Origin of the sequence: Photobacterium sanctipauli, from assembly GCF_003026495.1 — a bacterium.
Lineage (GTDB): Bacteria > Pseudomonadota > Gammaproteobacteria > Enterobacterales > Vibrionaceae > Photobacterium > Photobacterium sanctipauli.
The window spans coordinates 97,690-112,911 of record NZ_PYMA01000001.1 but is presented as its reverse complement, the minus strand read 5'-3'; the positions used below and the strand labels follow the sequence as shown (position 1 = coordinate 112,911).

The 15,222-nt window shown below is 46.8% G+C and carries 16 protein-coding genes; 15 read left to right on the top strand and 1 reads right to left on the bottom strand.

Going from position 1 to position 15,222, the window contains the following annotated elements; translation table 11 throughout:
* The first annotated feature begins 2 nt into the window (after positions 1–2).
* From urtC to phaC, 15 genes are all read left to right on the top strand, one after another.
* Positions 3–1,112 (top strand): urea ABC transporter permease subunit UrtC, encoded by a 1,110-nt coding sequence (gene urtC, locus C9I98_RS00510; protein WP_107271429.1) that lies wholly within the window; start codon positions 3–5, stop codon positions 1,110–1,112.
* Positions 1,109–1,942, top strand: coding sequence for an urea ABC transporter ATP-binding protein UrtD (urtD, locus tag C9I98_RS00505; protein WP_036822510.1), 834 nt, complete (start codon positions 1,109–1,111; stop codon positions 1,940–1,942). Before urtC ends, urtD begins: the two co-directional genes overlap by 4 nt.
* A gap of 2 nt (positions 1,943–1,944) precedes the next feature.
* Complete coding sequence (gene urtE / locus C9I98_RS00500) at positions 1,945–2,640, top strand: urea ABC transporter ATP-binding subunit UrtE (RefSeq protein ID WP_036822512.1); 696 nt, start codon at positions 1,945–1,947, stop codon at positions 2,638–2,640.
* Positions 2,637–3,602, top strand: coding sequence for an urease accessory protein UreD (locus C9I98_RS00495; protein WP_051902192.1), 966 nt, complete (start codon positions 2,637–2,639; stop codon positions 3,600–3,602). The genes urtE and C9I98_RS00495 overlap by 4 nt, the downstream gene beginning before the upstream one ends.
* Positions 3,603–3,632: 30 nt before the next feature.
* Entirely contained in the window at positions 3,633–3,935 is a 303-nt protein-coding gene (gene ureA, locus C9I98_RS00490) for an urease subunit gamma (RefSeq protein ID WP_107271428.1), read from the top strand.
* 17 nt (positions 3,936–3,952) lie between these two features.
* Positions 3,953–4,333 carry an urease subunit beta gene (locus C9I98_RS00485; RefSeq protein WP_036818891.1) on the top strand — a complete coding sequence of 127 codons (381 nt, stop codon included), beginning with the start codon at positions 3,953–3,955 and terminating at the stop codon, positions 4,331–4,333.
* Positions 4,334–6,037 (top strand): urease subunit alpha, encoded by a 1,704-nt coding sequence (ureC, locus tag C9I98_RS00480; protein ID WP_036818889.1) that lies wholly within the window; start codon positions 4,334–4,336, stop codon positions 6,035–6,037.
* A gap of 9 nt (positions 6,038–6,046) precedes the next feature.
* Positions 6,047–6,532 carry an urease accessory protein UreE gene (ureE, locus tag C9I98_RS00475; RefSeq protein WP_036818886.1) on the top strand — a complete coding sequence of 162 codons (486 nt, stop codon included), beginning with the start codon at positions 6,047–6,049 and terminating at the stop codon, positions 6,530–6,532.
* A gap of 96 nt (positions 6,533–6,628) precedes the next feature.
* Complete coding sequence (locus C9I98_RS00470; protein WP_051902005.1) at positions 6,629–7,240, top strand: HupE/UreJ family protein; 612 nt, start codon at positions 6,629–6,631, stop codon at positions 7,238–7,240.
* A 13-nt stretch (positions 7,241–7,253) separates the two neighbouring features.
* Positions 7,254–7,937 (top strand): urease accessory protein UreF, encoded by a 684-nt coding sequence (locus tag C9I98_RS00465; RefSeq protein ID WP_036818884.1) that lies wholly within the window; start codon positions 7,254–7,256, stop codon positions 7,935–7,937.
* An 11-nt stretch (positions 7,938–7,948) separates the two neighbouring features.
* A complete protein-coding gene (ureG, locus tag C9I98_RS00460; RefSeq protein ID WP_036818882.1) occupies positions 7,949–8,563 on the top strand; it encodes an urease accessory protein UreG in 615 nt (204 codons plus the stop codon).
* A 486-nt stretch (positions 8,564–9,049) separates the two neighbouring features.
* The gene (locus C9I98_RS00455) at positions 9,050–9,790 is read left to right on the top strand and encodes an SDR family oxidoreductase (RefSeq protein ID WP_107271426.1); all 741 of its coding nucleotides are present in this window, start codon (positions 9,050–9,052) and stop codon (positions 9,788–9,790) included.
* Between the two features lie 37 nt (positions 9,791–9,827).
* Entirely contained in the window at positions 9,828–11,036 is a 1,209-nt protein-coding gene (locus tag C9I98_RS00450; protein WP_036817875.1) for an acetyl-CoA C-acetyltransferase, read from the top strand.
* A gap of 76 nt (positions 11,037–11,112) precedes the next feature.
* Entirely contained in the window at positions 11,113–11,460 is a 348-nt protein-coding gene (locus tag C9I98_RS00445) for a phasin family protein (protein ID WP_036817877.1), read from the top strand.
* 68 nt (positions 11,461–11,528) lie between these two features.
* Complete coding sequence (gene phaC, locus C9I98_RS00440) at positions 11,529–13,346, top strand: class I poly(R)-hydroxyalkanoic acid synthase (RefSeq protein ID WP_036817879.1); 1,818 nt, start codon at positions 11,529–11,531, stop codon at positions 13,344–13,346.
* 81 nt (positions 13,347–13,427) lie between these two features.
* Here phaC and ggt read toward each other — a convergent pair whose 3' ends face one another.
* Positions 13,428–15,158, bottom strand: a complete 1,731-nt coding sequence (gene ggt, locus C9I98_RS00435; protein WP_107271425.1) for a gamma-glutamyltransferase — start codon at positions 15,156–15,158, stop codon at positions 13,428–13,430.
* Positions 15,159–15,222: the final 64 nt, after the last annotated feature.

Here is a 15,222-nt window from a genome sequence, read left to right as displayed (position 1 = left end):
CGATGTTCCGCTCAATTTTAAAAGATGATCGTGGCGGCCAAGTCATGTTGTCACTGCTATTGGTCGCAGGCTTTCTTATTCCTGCACTTAACTTGCTGGTACCGCAAGGGCATTTCCTGCATGTCGAAACTTACACTATCTCGTTATTGGGGAAATACCTGACCTATGCCTTGCTGGCGATGGCGGTTGATCTTGTTTGGGGATACTTGGGGATTCTAAGTTTGGGTCATGGTGCCTTTTTCGCCTTGGGCGGCTATGCCATGGGCATGTACCTGATGCGCCAAGTCGGCGATCGTGGGGTGTATGGCGATCCACTCTTACCTGACTTTATGGTGTTCTTGAATTGGAAAGAGCTGCCTTGGTTTTGGCATGGCTTTGATCTGTTCTGGTTTGCTTGCCTTATGGTAGTGCTAGTGCCGGGCGTGCTGGCTTGGGTGTTTGGTTATCTTGCATTCCGCTCCCGTGTTTCAGGCGTGTATTTGTCGATTATGACGCAGGCGTTGACGTTTGCGCTGATGCTGGCTTTCTTCCGAAATGAGATGGGCTTTGGAGGAAATAACGGCTTAACCGATTTTAAGGAAATTATTGGTTTTAGCTTGCAAGCACAGTCGACTCGCATTGGCCTGTTCGTTGCCACTGTTATCGCACTCATGGCGAGCTATTTAGTATGCCGGGCAGTGATTGCCAGCCGGTTGGGTAAAGTGGCGGTGGCAACCCGTGATGCTGAATCGCGAGTACGGTTTATTGGCTATAACGTTGATAAATTCAAGCTGTGGATCTTTGTGTTATCGGCAGTGATTGCAGGTATTGCTGGTGCCTTGTATGTCCCGCAAGTAGGCATTATCAACCCTGGGGAATTTGCGCCGCTTAACTCCATTGAAGTGGTGGTGTGGGTAGCACTAGGAGGGCGTGCAACCTTGTTCGGTGCAGTGGTTGGTGCCTTGCTTATCAATTATGCCAAGAGCTGGTTCACTATCGAATTTCCCGAAGTTTGGCTGTTTGTGTTGGGCAGCTTGTTTGTCTTGGCCACCATCTTCTTGCCTAAAGGTGTGATTGGGCTGTTTGAAAGTATCAAAAAGGATAGGGCTGAAGAGAAGGAGGCCACAGCATGAACGCAATAAGCCATTCTGTAAGTCAGTTTGTTAATCGTGAGCAGGTGTTTGATTTTCTTAAGCCGCAAGAAAACCCTTTGATAGATACTCGCCACAACGTGTTGTTGTATTTAGAAGGGGTCAATAAAACCTTTGATGGCTTTAAAGCCATCAACGACTTGAATCTCTATATTCGTGAAGGCGAGCTGCGCTGCATCATTGGTCCGAATGGGGCGGGTAAAACCACCATGATGGACATCATTACAGGCAAAACACGCCCAGACACGGGCCAAGTTTGGTTAGGGTCAAAGATCAATTTGTTGAAGATGGATGAGGCCGAGATTGCGAATATCGGCATAGGGCGTAAGTTCCAAAAGCCAACGGTATTCGAGTGCCTGTCGGTTTGGCATAACCTGGAATTGGCAATGACCGGGGTACGCAGTGTCTGGGGGGTATTCCGCGCCACGCTCAATGGCGAGCAGCAAGATGAAATCCAACGAGTAATGGCATTGATCGGCTTGCAAGACCATGCCCAATTGATGGCCGGCAATTTATCTCATGGCCAAAAGCAGTGGCTGGAAATTGGCATGCTCTTGATGCAAAAGCCAAAGCTTTTGCTGGTGGATGAGCCTGTTGCTGGTATGACTCACCAAGAAATGGATCGCACGGCCGAGTTGCTTAACTCTTTGACCGGGGAGCATTCTGTGGTGGTAGTTGAACATGATATGGACTTCGTCCGTTCAATCGCTTCTACCGTCACCGTACTTCACCAAGGACATGTATTGGCTGAAGGCAATATGAGCGACATTCAATCCAACCCAAAAGTTAAAGAAGTCTATCTCGGAGAATAATCATGTTAGCAATCAAAGGACTGAATCAATTTTACGGGCAGAGCCATACTTTGTGGGACTTGGATTTATCAATACATGAAGGGAAATGCACCGTACTTATGGGTCGCAACGGAGTCGGTAAAACAACGTTGTTACAGTGCATCATGGGGCTGCAAACTATAAAGGATGGGGAGATTGTCGTTAATGGCGAGAATATCGCGTCTCATTCGGCAGAGAGTCGTCCTCGGCATGGCATTGGCTATGTCCCCCAGGGCCGGCAAATTTTCCCTTTGCTCACCGTTGAAGAAAACTTACAGATTGGCCTGCCGATTCGTAAAAGAGGGGATCGCAAGATCCCTGAACTGATCTATTCGTTGTTTCCCGTGCTGAAAGAAATGCGTCACCGTCGTGGGGGGGATCTTTCTGGTGGTCAGCAACAGCAGCTGGCTATCGGAAGGGCATTGGTGATTAACCCAAGCTTGTTAATTCTTGATGAGCCAACAGAGGGGATCCAGCCCAATATCGTGCAAGAAATAGGGGATATTATTCGTAAGCTCAATCAAGAATTAGGGCTGACCGTGTTACTTGTGGAACAGAAATTGCCTTTTGCTAGAAAGGTTGGCGATAACTTTTGCCTGATGGATCGGGGAAGGGTTGTTGCCAACGGTGAAATGGATGATCTTTCTGACCAGTTAGTAAAGGAGTACCTCACGGTATGAGTGTTGATGTTGCCCTTGATGTTGAACGACCAATTAGCCCTACCTCCGAACCTAAAATTGCTGCGGTAACAAGCAAGCCGGAAGCTGCTGACTTAGAACAGCAGTCCGGCTGGCGTGCATCGCTAGAGCTGGGTTTTGCCCCTGCGGGTAATGGCACTAGCAATAAGACCCACCTTAAGCACCGCAAACAGCACGGGCCCTTAGCGGTGCAACGGCCGCTGTACCCTGAAGGTGGCATTTGTCATGTGTACTTATTGCACCCACCTGGTGGCGTGGTTGGTGGTGACAAATTGCTGATTAGTACCAAGGTGGAGGCCGAAGCACAAGCCTTGGTGACAACGCCGGGGGCAACAAAGTTCTATCGCTCGGAAGGTGTTTATGCCTATCAAAAACAACAACTTCATGTTGCCACAGGTGCGATGCTGGAGTGGCTCCCTCAAGAAAACATCTATTTTCCCGATGCCAATGTGCGAATGGATACGGAGATTGAGATAGAAGAGGGTGGCCGATTTATCGGTTGGGAAATGCACTGTTTTGGACGGCCTGCACTAAAAGAGGGCTTCAAAATGGGGAGCGTTGTCGGTTGTACCCGATTAAAGGTAGGTAATGAGCTGGTATTGGCGGAACAATTAAATGTTCAAGGTGGAGATTTACACCAAGGAAGCGCCGGATTACGCGGTTATTCAATGATTGGTTCGCTTTTTATTACAGGTGGATCTGAAAACCTATGCACTTTGGTACAGGAGTTGCTTAATAGGAATAAAACATTCCTAAACAGTGCACATGGCGTGGCAGGGGTGAGTGAAATCACCTCGTTATCAGGCAAGCATCGCGTACTGGCGGTACGGGCTTTGGCAAATAACAGCGAGGAAATCATGCAGTTGTTTACCCAAGTATGGCAAGCCGCAAGGCAAGAATGGTTCGATGAAGAGCCAAGTGCCCCACGGATATGGGCAACATAAGAATACGGTGCTGAAGGAGCAAAAGAGTAAATGGAATTAACACCGAGAGAAAAAGATAAGCTGTTGCTATTTACGGCAGCGTTGTTGGCTGAAAGAAGAAAAGAGAAAGGACTAAAACTGAACTACCCCGAGTCGGTCGCCTTGATTAGCGCTGCCATTATGGAAGGTGCGCGGGAAGGGAAGACCGTGGTTGAACTGATGGATTTAGGTCGGACTATTCTCGGGGTTGATGATGTCATGGAAGGCGTACCTGCCATGATCCACGATGTGCAAGTGGAAGCTACTTTTCCCGATGGCACCAAGCTCGTTACTGTCCACGATCCCATTGTATAGCTGCTAAGGACATAACGATGACAAGGACAAGTGAACAAACGTGCCCAATGATTCCTGGCGAATTGCAGTCTGCGGTTGGGGACATTGAATTAAATGTCGGTATGCCGACAGTGTCAGTAAAAGTTGAAAACCATGGCGACCGCCCAATTCAAATTGGGTCTCACTACCACTTCTATGAAGTGAATGACGCATTGCATTTCGACCGGGATGCCACTCTTGGCTTTCGCTTAAACATTGCAGCCGGAACAGCAACACGCTTTGAGCCAGGCCAAAGCCGAACGGTTGAATTAGTGAGTTTCGGCGGGACGCAAACCATTTACGGCTTTCAAGGCAAGGTGATGGGTAGCGTTGCAGCATTTAAACAAACAAATGGCTTAAACAAGGATGTGGAGCGTTAGATGGCAACAATATCGCGTCAGGCTTATGGCGAAATGTTTGGCCCCACAGTGGGTGACAGGTTAAGACTGGCTGACACCGAGCTGTGGTTAGAAGTCGAGAAGGATTACACCCGCTACGGTGATGAAGTGAAGTTTGGCGGCGGCAAGGTGATCCGTGATGGCATGGGACAGAGTCAGTTAGCCTCTGAGCATACGCCGGATATGGTGATCACCAATGCTGTTATTCTTGATTACTGGGGAATTGTTAAAGCAGATATTGGCATCAAGCATGGCCGTATTTGCGCGATTGGTAAAGCGGGTAACCCTGATGTGCAATCAGGCGTAGACATTATTATTGGACCTGGCACCGAAATCATGGCCGGTGAAGGTTCGATTATTACCGCTGGCGGGATTGATTCGCACATCCACTATATATGCCCGCAGCAGGTGGAAGAGGCTTTGTGTTCCGGTGTAACGACCATGATCGGTGGTGGTACCGGGCCTGCAACCGGATCGAATGCAACAACTTGTACGCCGGGGCCGTGGAATATTCATCGCATGCTAGAGTCGCTCGATGCCATGCCGATGAATTTTGGCTTGCTTGGAAAAGGCAATGCTAGCTTGCCCGAATCTCTGCACGAGCAAGTCGCAGCAGGGGCGATTGGCCTAAAGCTGCATGAAGACTGGGGAACGGCACCGGCGTCGATTGATAACTGCATGACTGTCGCTGACGAGACCGATGTGCAAGTTGCTATTCATACCGATACGCTAAATGAATCTGGCTTTGTCGAATCGACGCTGGCAGCAATCGGTGATCGGGTTATCCATACCTATCACACCGAAGGGGCTGGTGGCGGGCATGCGCCAGACATTATTCGCGCTTGTGGCGAGTCGAACGTACTGCCGTCGTCGACTAACCCAACACGCCCATACACGATAAACACCGTTGACGAACACCTTGATATGTTGATGGTTTGTCATCACTTATCGCCCTCCATCGCCGAAGATGTTGCGTTTGCTGAATCCCGTATTCGTCGCGAAACCATCGCAGCAGAGGATATTTTGCATGATCTCGGTGCATTTTCGATGATCGCTTCGGATTCTCAAGCCATGGGACGAGTGGGAGAAGTGGTCACGCGGACTTGGCAAACGGCGCATAAGATGAAAGTTCAGCGTGGCAGTTTGCCTGAAGATTCTAGTTACAGCGATAACTTCCGGTTGAAGCGATATGTTGCGAAATACACCATAAATCCGGCGATCACTCACGGGATTGGTCATGAGGTCGGTTCGGTCGAAATCGGGAAGCTAGCGGATTTAGTGCTTTGGAAACCCGCATTCTTTGGGGTTAAGCCAAGCGCGATTATCAAAGGTGGCATGATTGCTGCAGCGCCAATGGGTGATCCTAATGCATCGATTCCAACGCCGCAGCCTGTTCATTATCGACCAATGTTCGGCAGTTACGGAAAGGCATCACAAAACACGTCCATGCTTTTCTTGTCGGGAGAAGCGAAGTCGCGAGGCGTTGATCAGGAGTTGGGATTACAAAGCTTGATTGGTGTCGCTAAAAATTGCCGCAACATCCGAAAAGCCGACATGCTGCTCAATGATTGGCAGCCGAAAATAGAGGTCGACTCCCAAACCTATCAAGTAAGGGCGAACGGTGAACTCTTGGTTTGCGAGCCTGCGGAAGTGTTACCAATGGCACAGCGATATTTTTTATTTTAGGGAGCAGCAATGATTGTATTAACTCAAATAATTTTGGCTGATGATGCCAAGCAAAAAGAATTACCGCTGACATTAAGTTTGCCTATTCACGCCAGAATTAAGAGTCGCTTAAAAGTGACGTTGGATGATGGTTCAGATGCCGGCTTATTTTTACCCCGAGGTAAGACGCTTCGCCACGGTGATATTTTAGTTAGCGAGCACGGTATTGAAGTACAGGTACGGGCAGCCGACGAACAAGTATCCACAATTTACTGCGAAGATAAACATCTATTGGCTCGGGTTTGTTACCACTTGGGTAATCGCCATGTGCCGTTGCAAATTACACCCGAATGGGTGCGTTATCAGCATGATCACGTGCTTGATGACATGGTGGAAGGCCTTGGGGCCAAGGTGACAACAGAGATGGCACCTTTTGAACCCGAAGATGGCGCATACGGTGGAACACAAGGGGGTCATAGTCATTCACATGATCACCAACACAGCCATTCACATTAATAAATATTCTCTCGTACATTAGTTCGTTTTTGTTTTAGAAACTATCAAGTTCAACAGACCCTAGGCACGAAGCCGCTACAACTATAAGGATGTTCCATGATTCAACAACTATTTAAATTGCCACAACAGGTCAAGGCATTGGTTAAATCATCAATGGTATTGATTGGCCTAGTAGCCTCTAGTTCTGCATTTGCACACCCAGGCCATGAACATCACCATGCGGGAATGCTTGATTCACTATGGGCGGGTTTTACTCATCCTCTAACAGGTTTTGATCATTTAGTTATGTTGCTTGCGGTTGGATTTATTGCAATGCGATATAAAAAGCAAGGCCAGCAACGCCGTTATGTGTCACTCGCTATTGTTTGTATGGCTGTTGGACTAGGGTTGGGTGCTGCAACTGGGTTTGTTACTGGTATTGAGATGTTAATTGTTGCTTCGATTTTCATGGCGGCAATTGCACTTTATATGAAGCAAAGTCAGTTTTCAGGTTGGGTATCGGCACTGGCTGTTGGGTTAGTGTTGTTCCATGGCTGGGCACACGGGTTGGAAGCATCGGGTGCAAGTTTGATTGCCTTCGCTGCTGGTATGGTGATTGCTGCAACAGTATTAGCTTCGTTCGGCTACCGTTTGGCGGCTTATATCAGCCCTAAATGGCAAAGCGCGATGCTGCTTATTAGTGGTACGGCACTTTTAGTCGCTAGCTAAATACGGTGTGAATATGCAGGCAGAAATACCAACGCTGCCTGACTTTCGACTCTACCAACTGATTAGCCCCTCTTTACCTATTGGTGCGTTTACCTATTCGCAGGGTTTAGAGTGGGCGATAGAAAAGGGCTGGGTGAAAGACAGGGTTAGCTTAGAACAATGGCTGGTGGATATTCTGCACCATAGTTTGGTTACTTTGGAGCTTCCTATATTACAGCGGCTATATAGTGCAATTGATTCTGATAATGCTTCGTTAATTGAATATTGGAACCAATGGCTTTTCGCCAGTAGGGAAACGAAAGAGCTTCGGTTGGAAGAAGTCCAGCGTGGAAAGGCAACCGCTCGATTATTAAAAGAAATCGATATTGGCTTATCACCAGAAACTATCCAGCAAGTAGAAGCCAATCAGTTGGCGTGCTTTGCCCTTGCGGCAAATAAATGGAATATCTCTCTCAATAATTTATGTGCTGGTTACCTTTGGAGTTGGCTAGAAAACGCCACTACCGCAGGGGTGAAGTTGGTGCCATTAGGGCAAACCGATGGGCAAAAGTTAATGATGTCGGTATCTGAGCAGCTACCAAATGCCATTAAGGCTTCCTATCAAGTACAAGACCATGAAGTAGGCAGCTTTACTCCGGCACAGGCTATCGCCAGCAGCCGACATGAAACTCAATACACAAGACTCTATCGATCTTAAGGATAAAGAAAATGACTTATAAATCACCACTACGGATTGGTATCGGTGGGCCGGTCGGCTCGGGAAAAACGGCGCTACTTGAAGTGCTATGTAAAGCGATACGCGATAAATACAACATTGCCGTTGTGACAAATGATATCTACACCCAAGAAGATGCAAAGATCTTAACCCGGGCAGAAGCGCTGGATGCAGACCGTATTATTGGGGTGGAAACCGGGGGCTGTCCCCATACCGCAATTAGAGAAGATGCTTCGATGAACCTGGCGGCAGTTGAGGAGCTGGCGCAGCGGCATAAAACCCTTGATGTTGTGTTTGTTGAAAGTGGCGGCGATAACCTTAGTGCAACGTTCAGCCCTGAGCTGGCTGATCTTACTATTTATGTTATTGATGTGGCAGAGGGCGAGAAGATTCCCCGCAAAGGTGGGCCTGGTATCACACGTTCTGACTTGTTAGTCATTAATAAGATCGATCTAGCGCCTTATGTCGGTGCTTCTCTTGAGGTGATGGATCAGGATACGGCAAGAATGCGCCCAGACAGGCCATATGTATTTACCAACCTTAAAGAGGGTAAAGGACTGAATGAAATAATTGATTTTATTGTCACTCAGGGAATGCTCGATCAATAACCGCTATTTTTAACAAATTCTTAAAATCTTATATCCCTCAACTTTATTTTTATGGGGAAGAGATTCGTACGTGCATTATATTGCGTTCATTATTGCGAAGTACTGAACGCACTATTTTTGTTATGAGCTTAGTTTTATATTGTTGTTTTTATTGGCTTTTATCTGAATTAACAGCGAGGCCTGTTAATTATAACAATGTTGACACATTTGTTTGTTAAACCTGTTGCATCGGTTGGTTTGTGATTCTATGCAGGTATATTGGTACGACCATTGATGCTGTGTGTTGATATTAGTATGTGCCTATGTTCTTATAATAATTGTGCAACGTAAAAGACACCTAAGTGTCTTTTTCATTAGCTAGGATGCTTTAAACATAATAATTCAAGCTGTTTTAACAGTTAATGTTGGTTAGTGATTTTGATGTTGGTTTTAACTAATTGATATCTAAGGTCAAAATGATAAAACGATGGAATGGAGTCTTCAGTAATGAGTAAGAAAGCATTAGTAACTGGTGCGAAAGGTGGTATTGGTTCATCAATCACTAAAGGATTAGTTGAAGCGGGTTATCGAGTAATCGCGACTTATTACCCGAGTGGTGAAGCCAAAGCAAAAGAATGGTTTGAAGAGAATAATTATTCAGAAGAACAGGTTCGCCTGTTTCCTTTAGATGTTACTGATGCGGCGTATTGTGAAGAGGCGCTTGCAACATTATTGCAAGAAGAAGGTAACATTGATGTTTTGGTAAATAACGCAGGTATTACCAAAGACACAACCTTCAAGAGAATGAAAAAAGAACAGTGGAATGACGTTATTAATACAAACTTAAATAGCTTGTTTAATGTGACTCAGCCACTATTTGCTGCAATGTGTGAGCAAGGTAATGCTCGCATTATTAATATTTCATCGGTTAACGGCCTTAAAGGTCAGTTTGGTCAGGCGAACTACTCGGCGGCTAAAGCTGGCATGATTGGTTTCACTAAAGCACTAGCGGCAGAGGGTGCACGCTCAGGTGTAACAGTAAACGCAATTGCCCCAGGCTACACAGGCACACCGATGGTAGAAGCTATCAAGCCTGAAGTGCTTGACAGCATTAAAGCAGAAATTCCAATGAAGCGTCTTGCAGCTCCAGCAGAAGTTGCAGCGGCGGTTACTTTCCTTGCAAGCGATGCGGCAGCTTATATCACAGGCGAAACCTTGTCTGTGAACGGCGGTTTGTACATGCACTAATTCTTGAATTTTGTAGTTTGAAAGGACGCTAGAAATTATGTCTAAAGTTTATATTGTTGCTGCAAAGCGTACTCCTCTTGGCAGCTTTAATGGCTCACTTAAATCCGTATCAGCGGCTCAATTAGCAGCTGTTGCGATTAAAGCAGCGATTAAGGAAGCTAACATTGACCCTGCAAACCTTGATGAAGTTATCCTAGGTAATGTCATCGGTGCTGGTCAAGGCATGGGGCCAGGTCGCCAAGCAGCACTATATGCTGACATCCCGCAAGAAGTGCCAGCTTACACCCTAAACATGGTGTGTGGCTCTGGTATGAAAACAGTGATGGATGCTGCGGCACACATTAAAGCAGGCGATGCAGACCTAGTGGTCGCAGCGGGTGCTGAAAATATGTCTCAGATTCCATTCTGCCTGCCATCTTCACTTCGTGATGGTCAAAAGATGGGTAGCCTAGAAATGGCTGACCTATTAATTTCTGATGGTTTGACTGATGTGTTCAACAACTACCACATGGGCGTTACAGCTGAAAATGTGGTAGCGAAAGTTGGCCTTACTCGCGAACAGCAAGATAACTTTGCACTGGCGAGCCAGCAAAAAGCGGTTGCTGCTGTAGAGCAGGGCGTTTTCGCTGAAGAAATTGCGCCAGTTGAAGTGACTGTTCGTCGTAAGACAAGCGTTGTCGATACTGATGAATACCCTAAAGCAGATGCTTCAATTGAAGGCTTGGCGAAACTACGCCCTGCGTTCAAGCGTGAAGGTGGTTCTGTAACTGCGGGTAATGCATCAGGCATTAACGATGGCGGCTCTGCAATCATCGTTGCTTCTGAAGCTGCCGTTGAGAAGTATGGCCTAACCCCATTGGCTGAAATTGAAAGTTACGCACAGGCTGGCATCGCACCGGAAATCATGGGCCTAGGTCCTGTTCCTGCGGTTGTTAAAGCACTGGATAAAGCCGAGCTTTCAATCGAGTCTGTTGGTTTGTTCGAGTTCAACGAAGCGTTTGCTGGTCAGGCACTAGGTGTTCTGCACGAGCTTGCTGATGAACTGAAAACACCAGTTGAAGATCTAGCAGAGCGCTCAAATGTAAATGGTGGCGCGATTGCACTGGGTCACCCTCTAGGTGCATCGGGTAACCGTATTATTGTCAGCCTTCTTCATGAAATGCGCCGCCGTGGCACAGAGCATGGCCTTGCTACACTTTGTGTAGGTGGCGGTATGGGTACGGCAATTGTACTGAAAAACGTTTAATCGATTTGATTTTAAATTGTGTCTGAAAACTCATGGCTCAGACACTCAACACATACTTGATATGAAGGAAACAGCTATGTACACGGAAATGTTTAAATCTTTCTCAGAGCAGACTGAAAAATCACTAGCACCATACGTTAAGTTCAACAAAATGTTCACTAAGAACGTTGAAGAATTAACTGAGCTTCAACTTGCTGCAGTTCGCGCATACAGCGACCTAGGCCTTTCTCAGCTTAAAGCTGTGAGCGAAGTAAAAGACGTTCAGTCTTTCGCTGAGTTCAACAGCCAGCAGCTAGAAACGCTAACTAAGCTTTCTCAGCAGCTAATCGAAGACAGCAACAAGTTCAACGCAGTTGCGCAGACATTCAAAACTGAAGTTGAAGAGCTAGTGGCTGAAAATGTAAAGCAAGCAACACCAGCTTAAGCTTAAATGACCACTCTGCCGCCCCGTCCGCGGGCGGCATTTTTAGTCCAGATATAGAGGTCATTGCAATGAACCATAACTTCTTTACGGACTACTTTGCCAAGCTCCAAGACATGAATGAAATGTGGTGGAAGGAGCTGGATTCTGGCAAGGCAGCCATGAATACTCCCTTAAATAAAGCGTTAAATGAAATCAGCCTAGAAGATACGACTAAGTTGATCGAAAAGGCATCGACGCAGCCAGCCGTTCTTGCAAAAGTGCAAATGGAGTGGTGGGAGAACCAGATGAAGATCTGGCAGAACGTGACCATGAAAACCGGTGACGAGTCTGATCTAGTTAAGCCTGAAAAAGATGATAAGCGCTTCGTTGATCCTGCATGGGAGAACGAGGCGTTTTACAACTATATTAAGCAATCGTACTTGCTATTTAGCAACACGATGAAAGAGACAATTGAATCAATTGAAGGGGTAGACGAGAAAGCGAAAGAGCGTCTCGGCTTCTTCTCTCGTCAAGCTATTAACGCATTGTCTCCAACTAACTTTGTAACAACTAACCCTGAACTGGCCAAGCTGACCGTCGAAACCAACGGTGAGAACTTAGTGAAAGGCATGGAGTTGTTACAGCAAGATATTCAGTCAAGTGCCGATGTCCTGAAAATCAGAATGACAAACGACGGTGCTTTCCAACTAGGTGAAAATGTGGCGAATACAGCCGGTGATGTTGTATTCAAAAACCACCTATTCGAGCTTATCCAATATAAGCCTCTGACTGAAAACGTGAATGCGACACCGCTATTGATCGTGCCGCCGTTCATCAACAAGTACTACATTCTTGATCTTCGTGAGAAGAACTCAATGGTACGTTGGTTAGTCGAGCAGGGACACACGGTGTTCATGATGTCTTGGCGTAATCCAGATGCCAGCATGTTTGATGTGGACTTCGACAATTATGTTGTCGATGGGGTAGTGAAAGCGGTTGATGTGGTTGAAGACATCACTGGCGAGAAGCAAATTAACGCGGCAGGTTACTGTATTGGTGGTACTTTGCTAGCGACGGCTCTGGCTTACTATGCCGGTAAGCGTATGCGCAACCGTATTAAGTCAGCGACATTCTTCACCACCTTGCTTGATTTCTCACAGCCTGGTGAAATCGGTGCATATATCAATGATCCGATTATTTCGGCCATTGAAGCACAGAACGAAGCCAAGGGTTACATGGACGGTCGTTCGTTGAGCGTTACTTTCAGCTTGCTGCGTGAAAACAGCCTGTACTGGAACTACTACATCAACAACTACCTGAAGGGTAATAGCCCGATCGACTTTGATCTGCTGTACTGGAATGGTGATAGCACCAATGTTGCAGTGGCTTGTCACAGTACGTTGCTGCGCCAGTTCTACCTTGAGAATAAGCTGGTTGATCCTAAGGGCTTTAAAGTGGGTGGTGTGTATATTGATCTGTCGAAGATCAAGATACCGACTTACTTTATCTCCACTCAGGAAGACCACATTGCACTTTGGCAGGGTACCTTCCGTGGTGCACAGAACCTGGGCGGCAAGTCGACGTTTGTGCTTGGTGAATCAGGCCACATTGCTGGCATTGTTAACCACCCAGCCAAGAACAAGTATGGCTACTACACCAACGGCAAGAAGGCGGCTGATGCCGAGTCTTGGCTAAGCGGTGCAAAACGTCAGGAAGGTTCTTGGTGGGGGCACTGGAATAACTGGTTAGCCGATTTTGAAGCAGCAGAACCTGTTCAGGCACGTGAAGCGGGTAGTAATAATTACCCGGTTATCGCTAAAGCGCCTGGCGCTTATGTGATGCAAAAACTGCCTATTGAAGTGTCTAATGCACTTGATAGCCAGAAAGAGACAGCCGAAGAAGCATAGCTTGTAACATAGTTTGTAACTTTGCCTCTCAATAAAAAACCAGCGATGCGTCGCTGGTTTTTTTATATCTATTTTTTGTTACTACTCACCCATAGAGCTTGATGCTCTTCGTCGATCAGAGGCGCCATATACCTTGCCATCTTTAATTTCGATAGCATTTAACCCGCTCACCACTGGGATGACATGAACAGGATAACCCTGCTGGATAAGTTCGGGCACTAGCATTTCAGCAAAGGTTTTCTTTTCGACCAACAAGCCGGTTGGATCTTTGGCTTTGGTACGATCAATTTTGGTTCCGTATTGGATATTCGGAAGATCGATTGCTTCTTGTGCCGATAGGTTCCAATCAATAATACCAACCAGTGTTTTTAGCACATAGCCGGGGATCTGTGAGCTCCCCGGTGAACCGACAATGAGCCGCAATTCATCATTCTTATCGAGTACCATCAAGGGTGTGATGGCTGAGCGGGGACGTTTGCCAGGTTCAATGGTGTTTTGTACGGGTTTGCCCTTGAAAGTAGGGGAGGCAGAGAAATTCGCCATTTGGGCATTCATGATGACGCCGTCGACCATGACACCAGAGCCCATACCTGTACCGATGGTACTGGTCATCGCAATGGCATTTCCTGCGCTATCAAGGATAGAGATATGCCCGGTGTCTTTACTTTCAAACTCTTGATGTTGTGCTGGTTGTTCTTCTGAAAGCTCACCGGCTTTTGGATTCTTATCTGCTGAGCCTTCTTTGGGGATCAATTTTCTTCGTTCATCAATGTAACCTTTTGACAGCATTTCGTCGGCAGGCACTTCAACATAGTCAGGGTCCCCTGCGTAAGTAATGCGATCAGCCCGGCTAACGCGCATGGCTTCGGCCATTAGTCGCCACGGCTCAGCATCGGTAATTGGCATCTTGGCTATGTTATAAGGTTCAAGTAACTCGAGGGTTTGGGACACCATCATGCCGCCAGATGCTGGGTAACCGAAGGAAATCACGGTATTGCCGCGATAGTCAGTTTCTACCACCTCACGCTTTTTCATTTGGTAGTTTTTGAAGTCATCAATAGATAGCTTCGGTTTATCACCTTCAATGCGGCTGTTAACCGTTTCAACGATATTTTTTCCAAACTCGCCGCCATACAGGTAGCTGTCCCCTTTTTGGGCAATCATTTCAAGGGTGTGGGCTATGGCGGGGTTTTTCATCAAGGTTCCGGTTGGCTGAATTTCGCCATCTTTCCAGTACAGTGCCTTAATTTCTGGGTCATTGATTAAACGCGCTTGCTCTCTTACCACAATATCGTAGGTATAGCTGTTCATCGCATACCCGTTTTTTGCCAGATCAATAGCAGGTTTCAATAGCTCAGCCCAAGGCATTGAACCGTATTCTTGGTGAGCGCTATACATCAGTCGCAATGTACCCGGAACAGCAACAGATCTTGGGCCGAGTATTTCGTCTCGGCTAATCGCTTTGCCATTTTCGACAAACATATCAGGAGAGGCACTGGCAGGAGCTTCATCACGCCCATCTAGGGCATGGAATTGGTTTGTCTTATTATCAAAATACAAGGCAAATGTGCCACCGCCGATGCCTGTCATATCGGGTTCAACGACCGACATAACCATTTGCATTGCGACCATGGCGTCGATGGCATTCCCACCTTGCTTGAGAATGGTATAGCCGGTGCTAGAAACATAAGGGTTGGTCGCACTGACCATGAAGGATTCACCGGTATTGTTCGGGGTGACAGGAAATGGGGCGGGCTTTGCGGCATAACCTACCGTTGAAATTAAACAGAGTGATAGGGACAGCAGGCGCATAATAGTCTCCGTTTGACCAGAATTTTGCTTTATGAGTATGGTTGATCTAGCAAACAATGTTGAA

Coding starts and splice junctions, on each gene's coding strand:
- urtC (WP_107271429.1), top strand. CDS start 3: ATGTTCCGCTCAATTTTAAAAGATGATCGTGGCGGCCAAGTCATGTTG.
- urtD (WP_036822510.1), top strand. CDS start 1,109: ATGAACGCAATAAGCCATTCTGTAAGTCAGTTTGTTAATCGTGAGCAG.
- urtE (WP_036822512.1), top strand. CDS start 1,945: ATGTTAGCAATCAAAGGACTGAATCAATTTTACGGGCAGAGCCATACT.
- C9I98_RS00495 (WP_051902192.1), top strand. CDS start 2,637: ATGAGTGTTGATGTTGCCCTTGATGTTGAACGACCAATTAGCCCTACC.
- ureA (WP_107271428.1), top strand. CDS start 3,633: ATGGAATTAACACCGAGAGAAAAAGATAAGCTGTTGCTATTTACGGCA.
- C9I98_RS00485 (WP_036818891.1), top strand. CDS start 3,953: ATGACAAGGACAAGTGAACAAACGTGCCCAATGATTCCTGGCGAATTG.
- ureC (WP_036818889.1), top strand. CDS start 4,334: ATGGCAACAATATCGCGTCAGGCTTATGGCGAAATGTTTGGCCCCACA.
- ureE (WP_036818886.1), top strand. CDS start 6,047: ATGATTGTATTAACTCAAATAATTTTGGCTGATGATGCCAAGCAAAAA.
- C9I98_RS00470 (WP_051902005.1), top strand. CDS start 6,629: ATGATTCAACAACTATTTAAATTGCCACAACAGGTCAAGGCATTGGTT.
- C9I98_RS00465 (WP_036818884.1), top strand. CDS start 7,254: ATGCAGGCAGAAATACCAACGCTGCCTGACTTTCGACTCTACCAACTG.
- ureG (WP_036818882.1), top strand. CDS start 7,949: ATGACTTATAAATCACCACTACGGATTGGTATCGGTGGGCCGGTCGGC.
- C9I98_RS00455 (WP_107271426.1), top strand. CDS start 9,050: ATGAGTAAGAAAGCATTAGTAACTGGTGCGAAAGGTGGTATTGGTTCA.
- C9I98_RS00450 (WP_036817875.1), top strand. CDS start 9,828: ATGTCTAAAGTTTATATTGTTGCTGCAAAGCGTACTCCTCTTGGCAGC.
- C9I98_RS00445 (WP_036817877.1), top strand. CDS start 11,113: ATGTACACGGAAATGTTTAAATCTTTCTCAGAGCAGACTGAAAAATCA.
- phaC (WP_036817879.1), top strand. CDS start 11,529: ATGAACCATAACTTCTTTACGGACTACTTTGCCAAGCTCCAAGACATG.
- ggt (WP_107271425.1), bottom strand. CDS start 15,158: ATGCGCCTGCTGTCCCTATCACTCTGTTTAATTTCAACGGTAGGTTAT.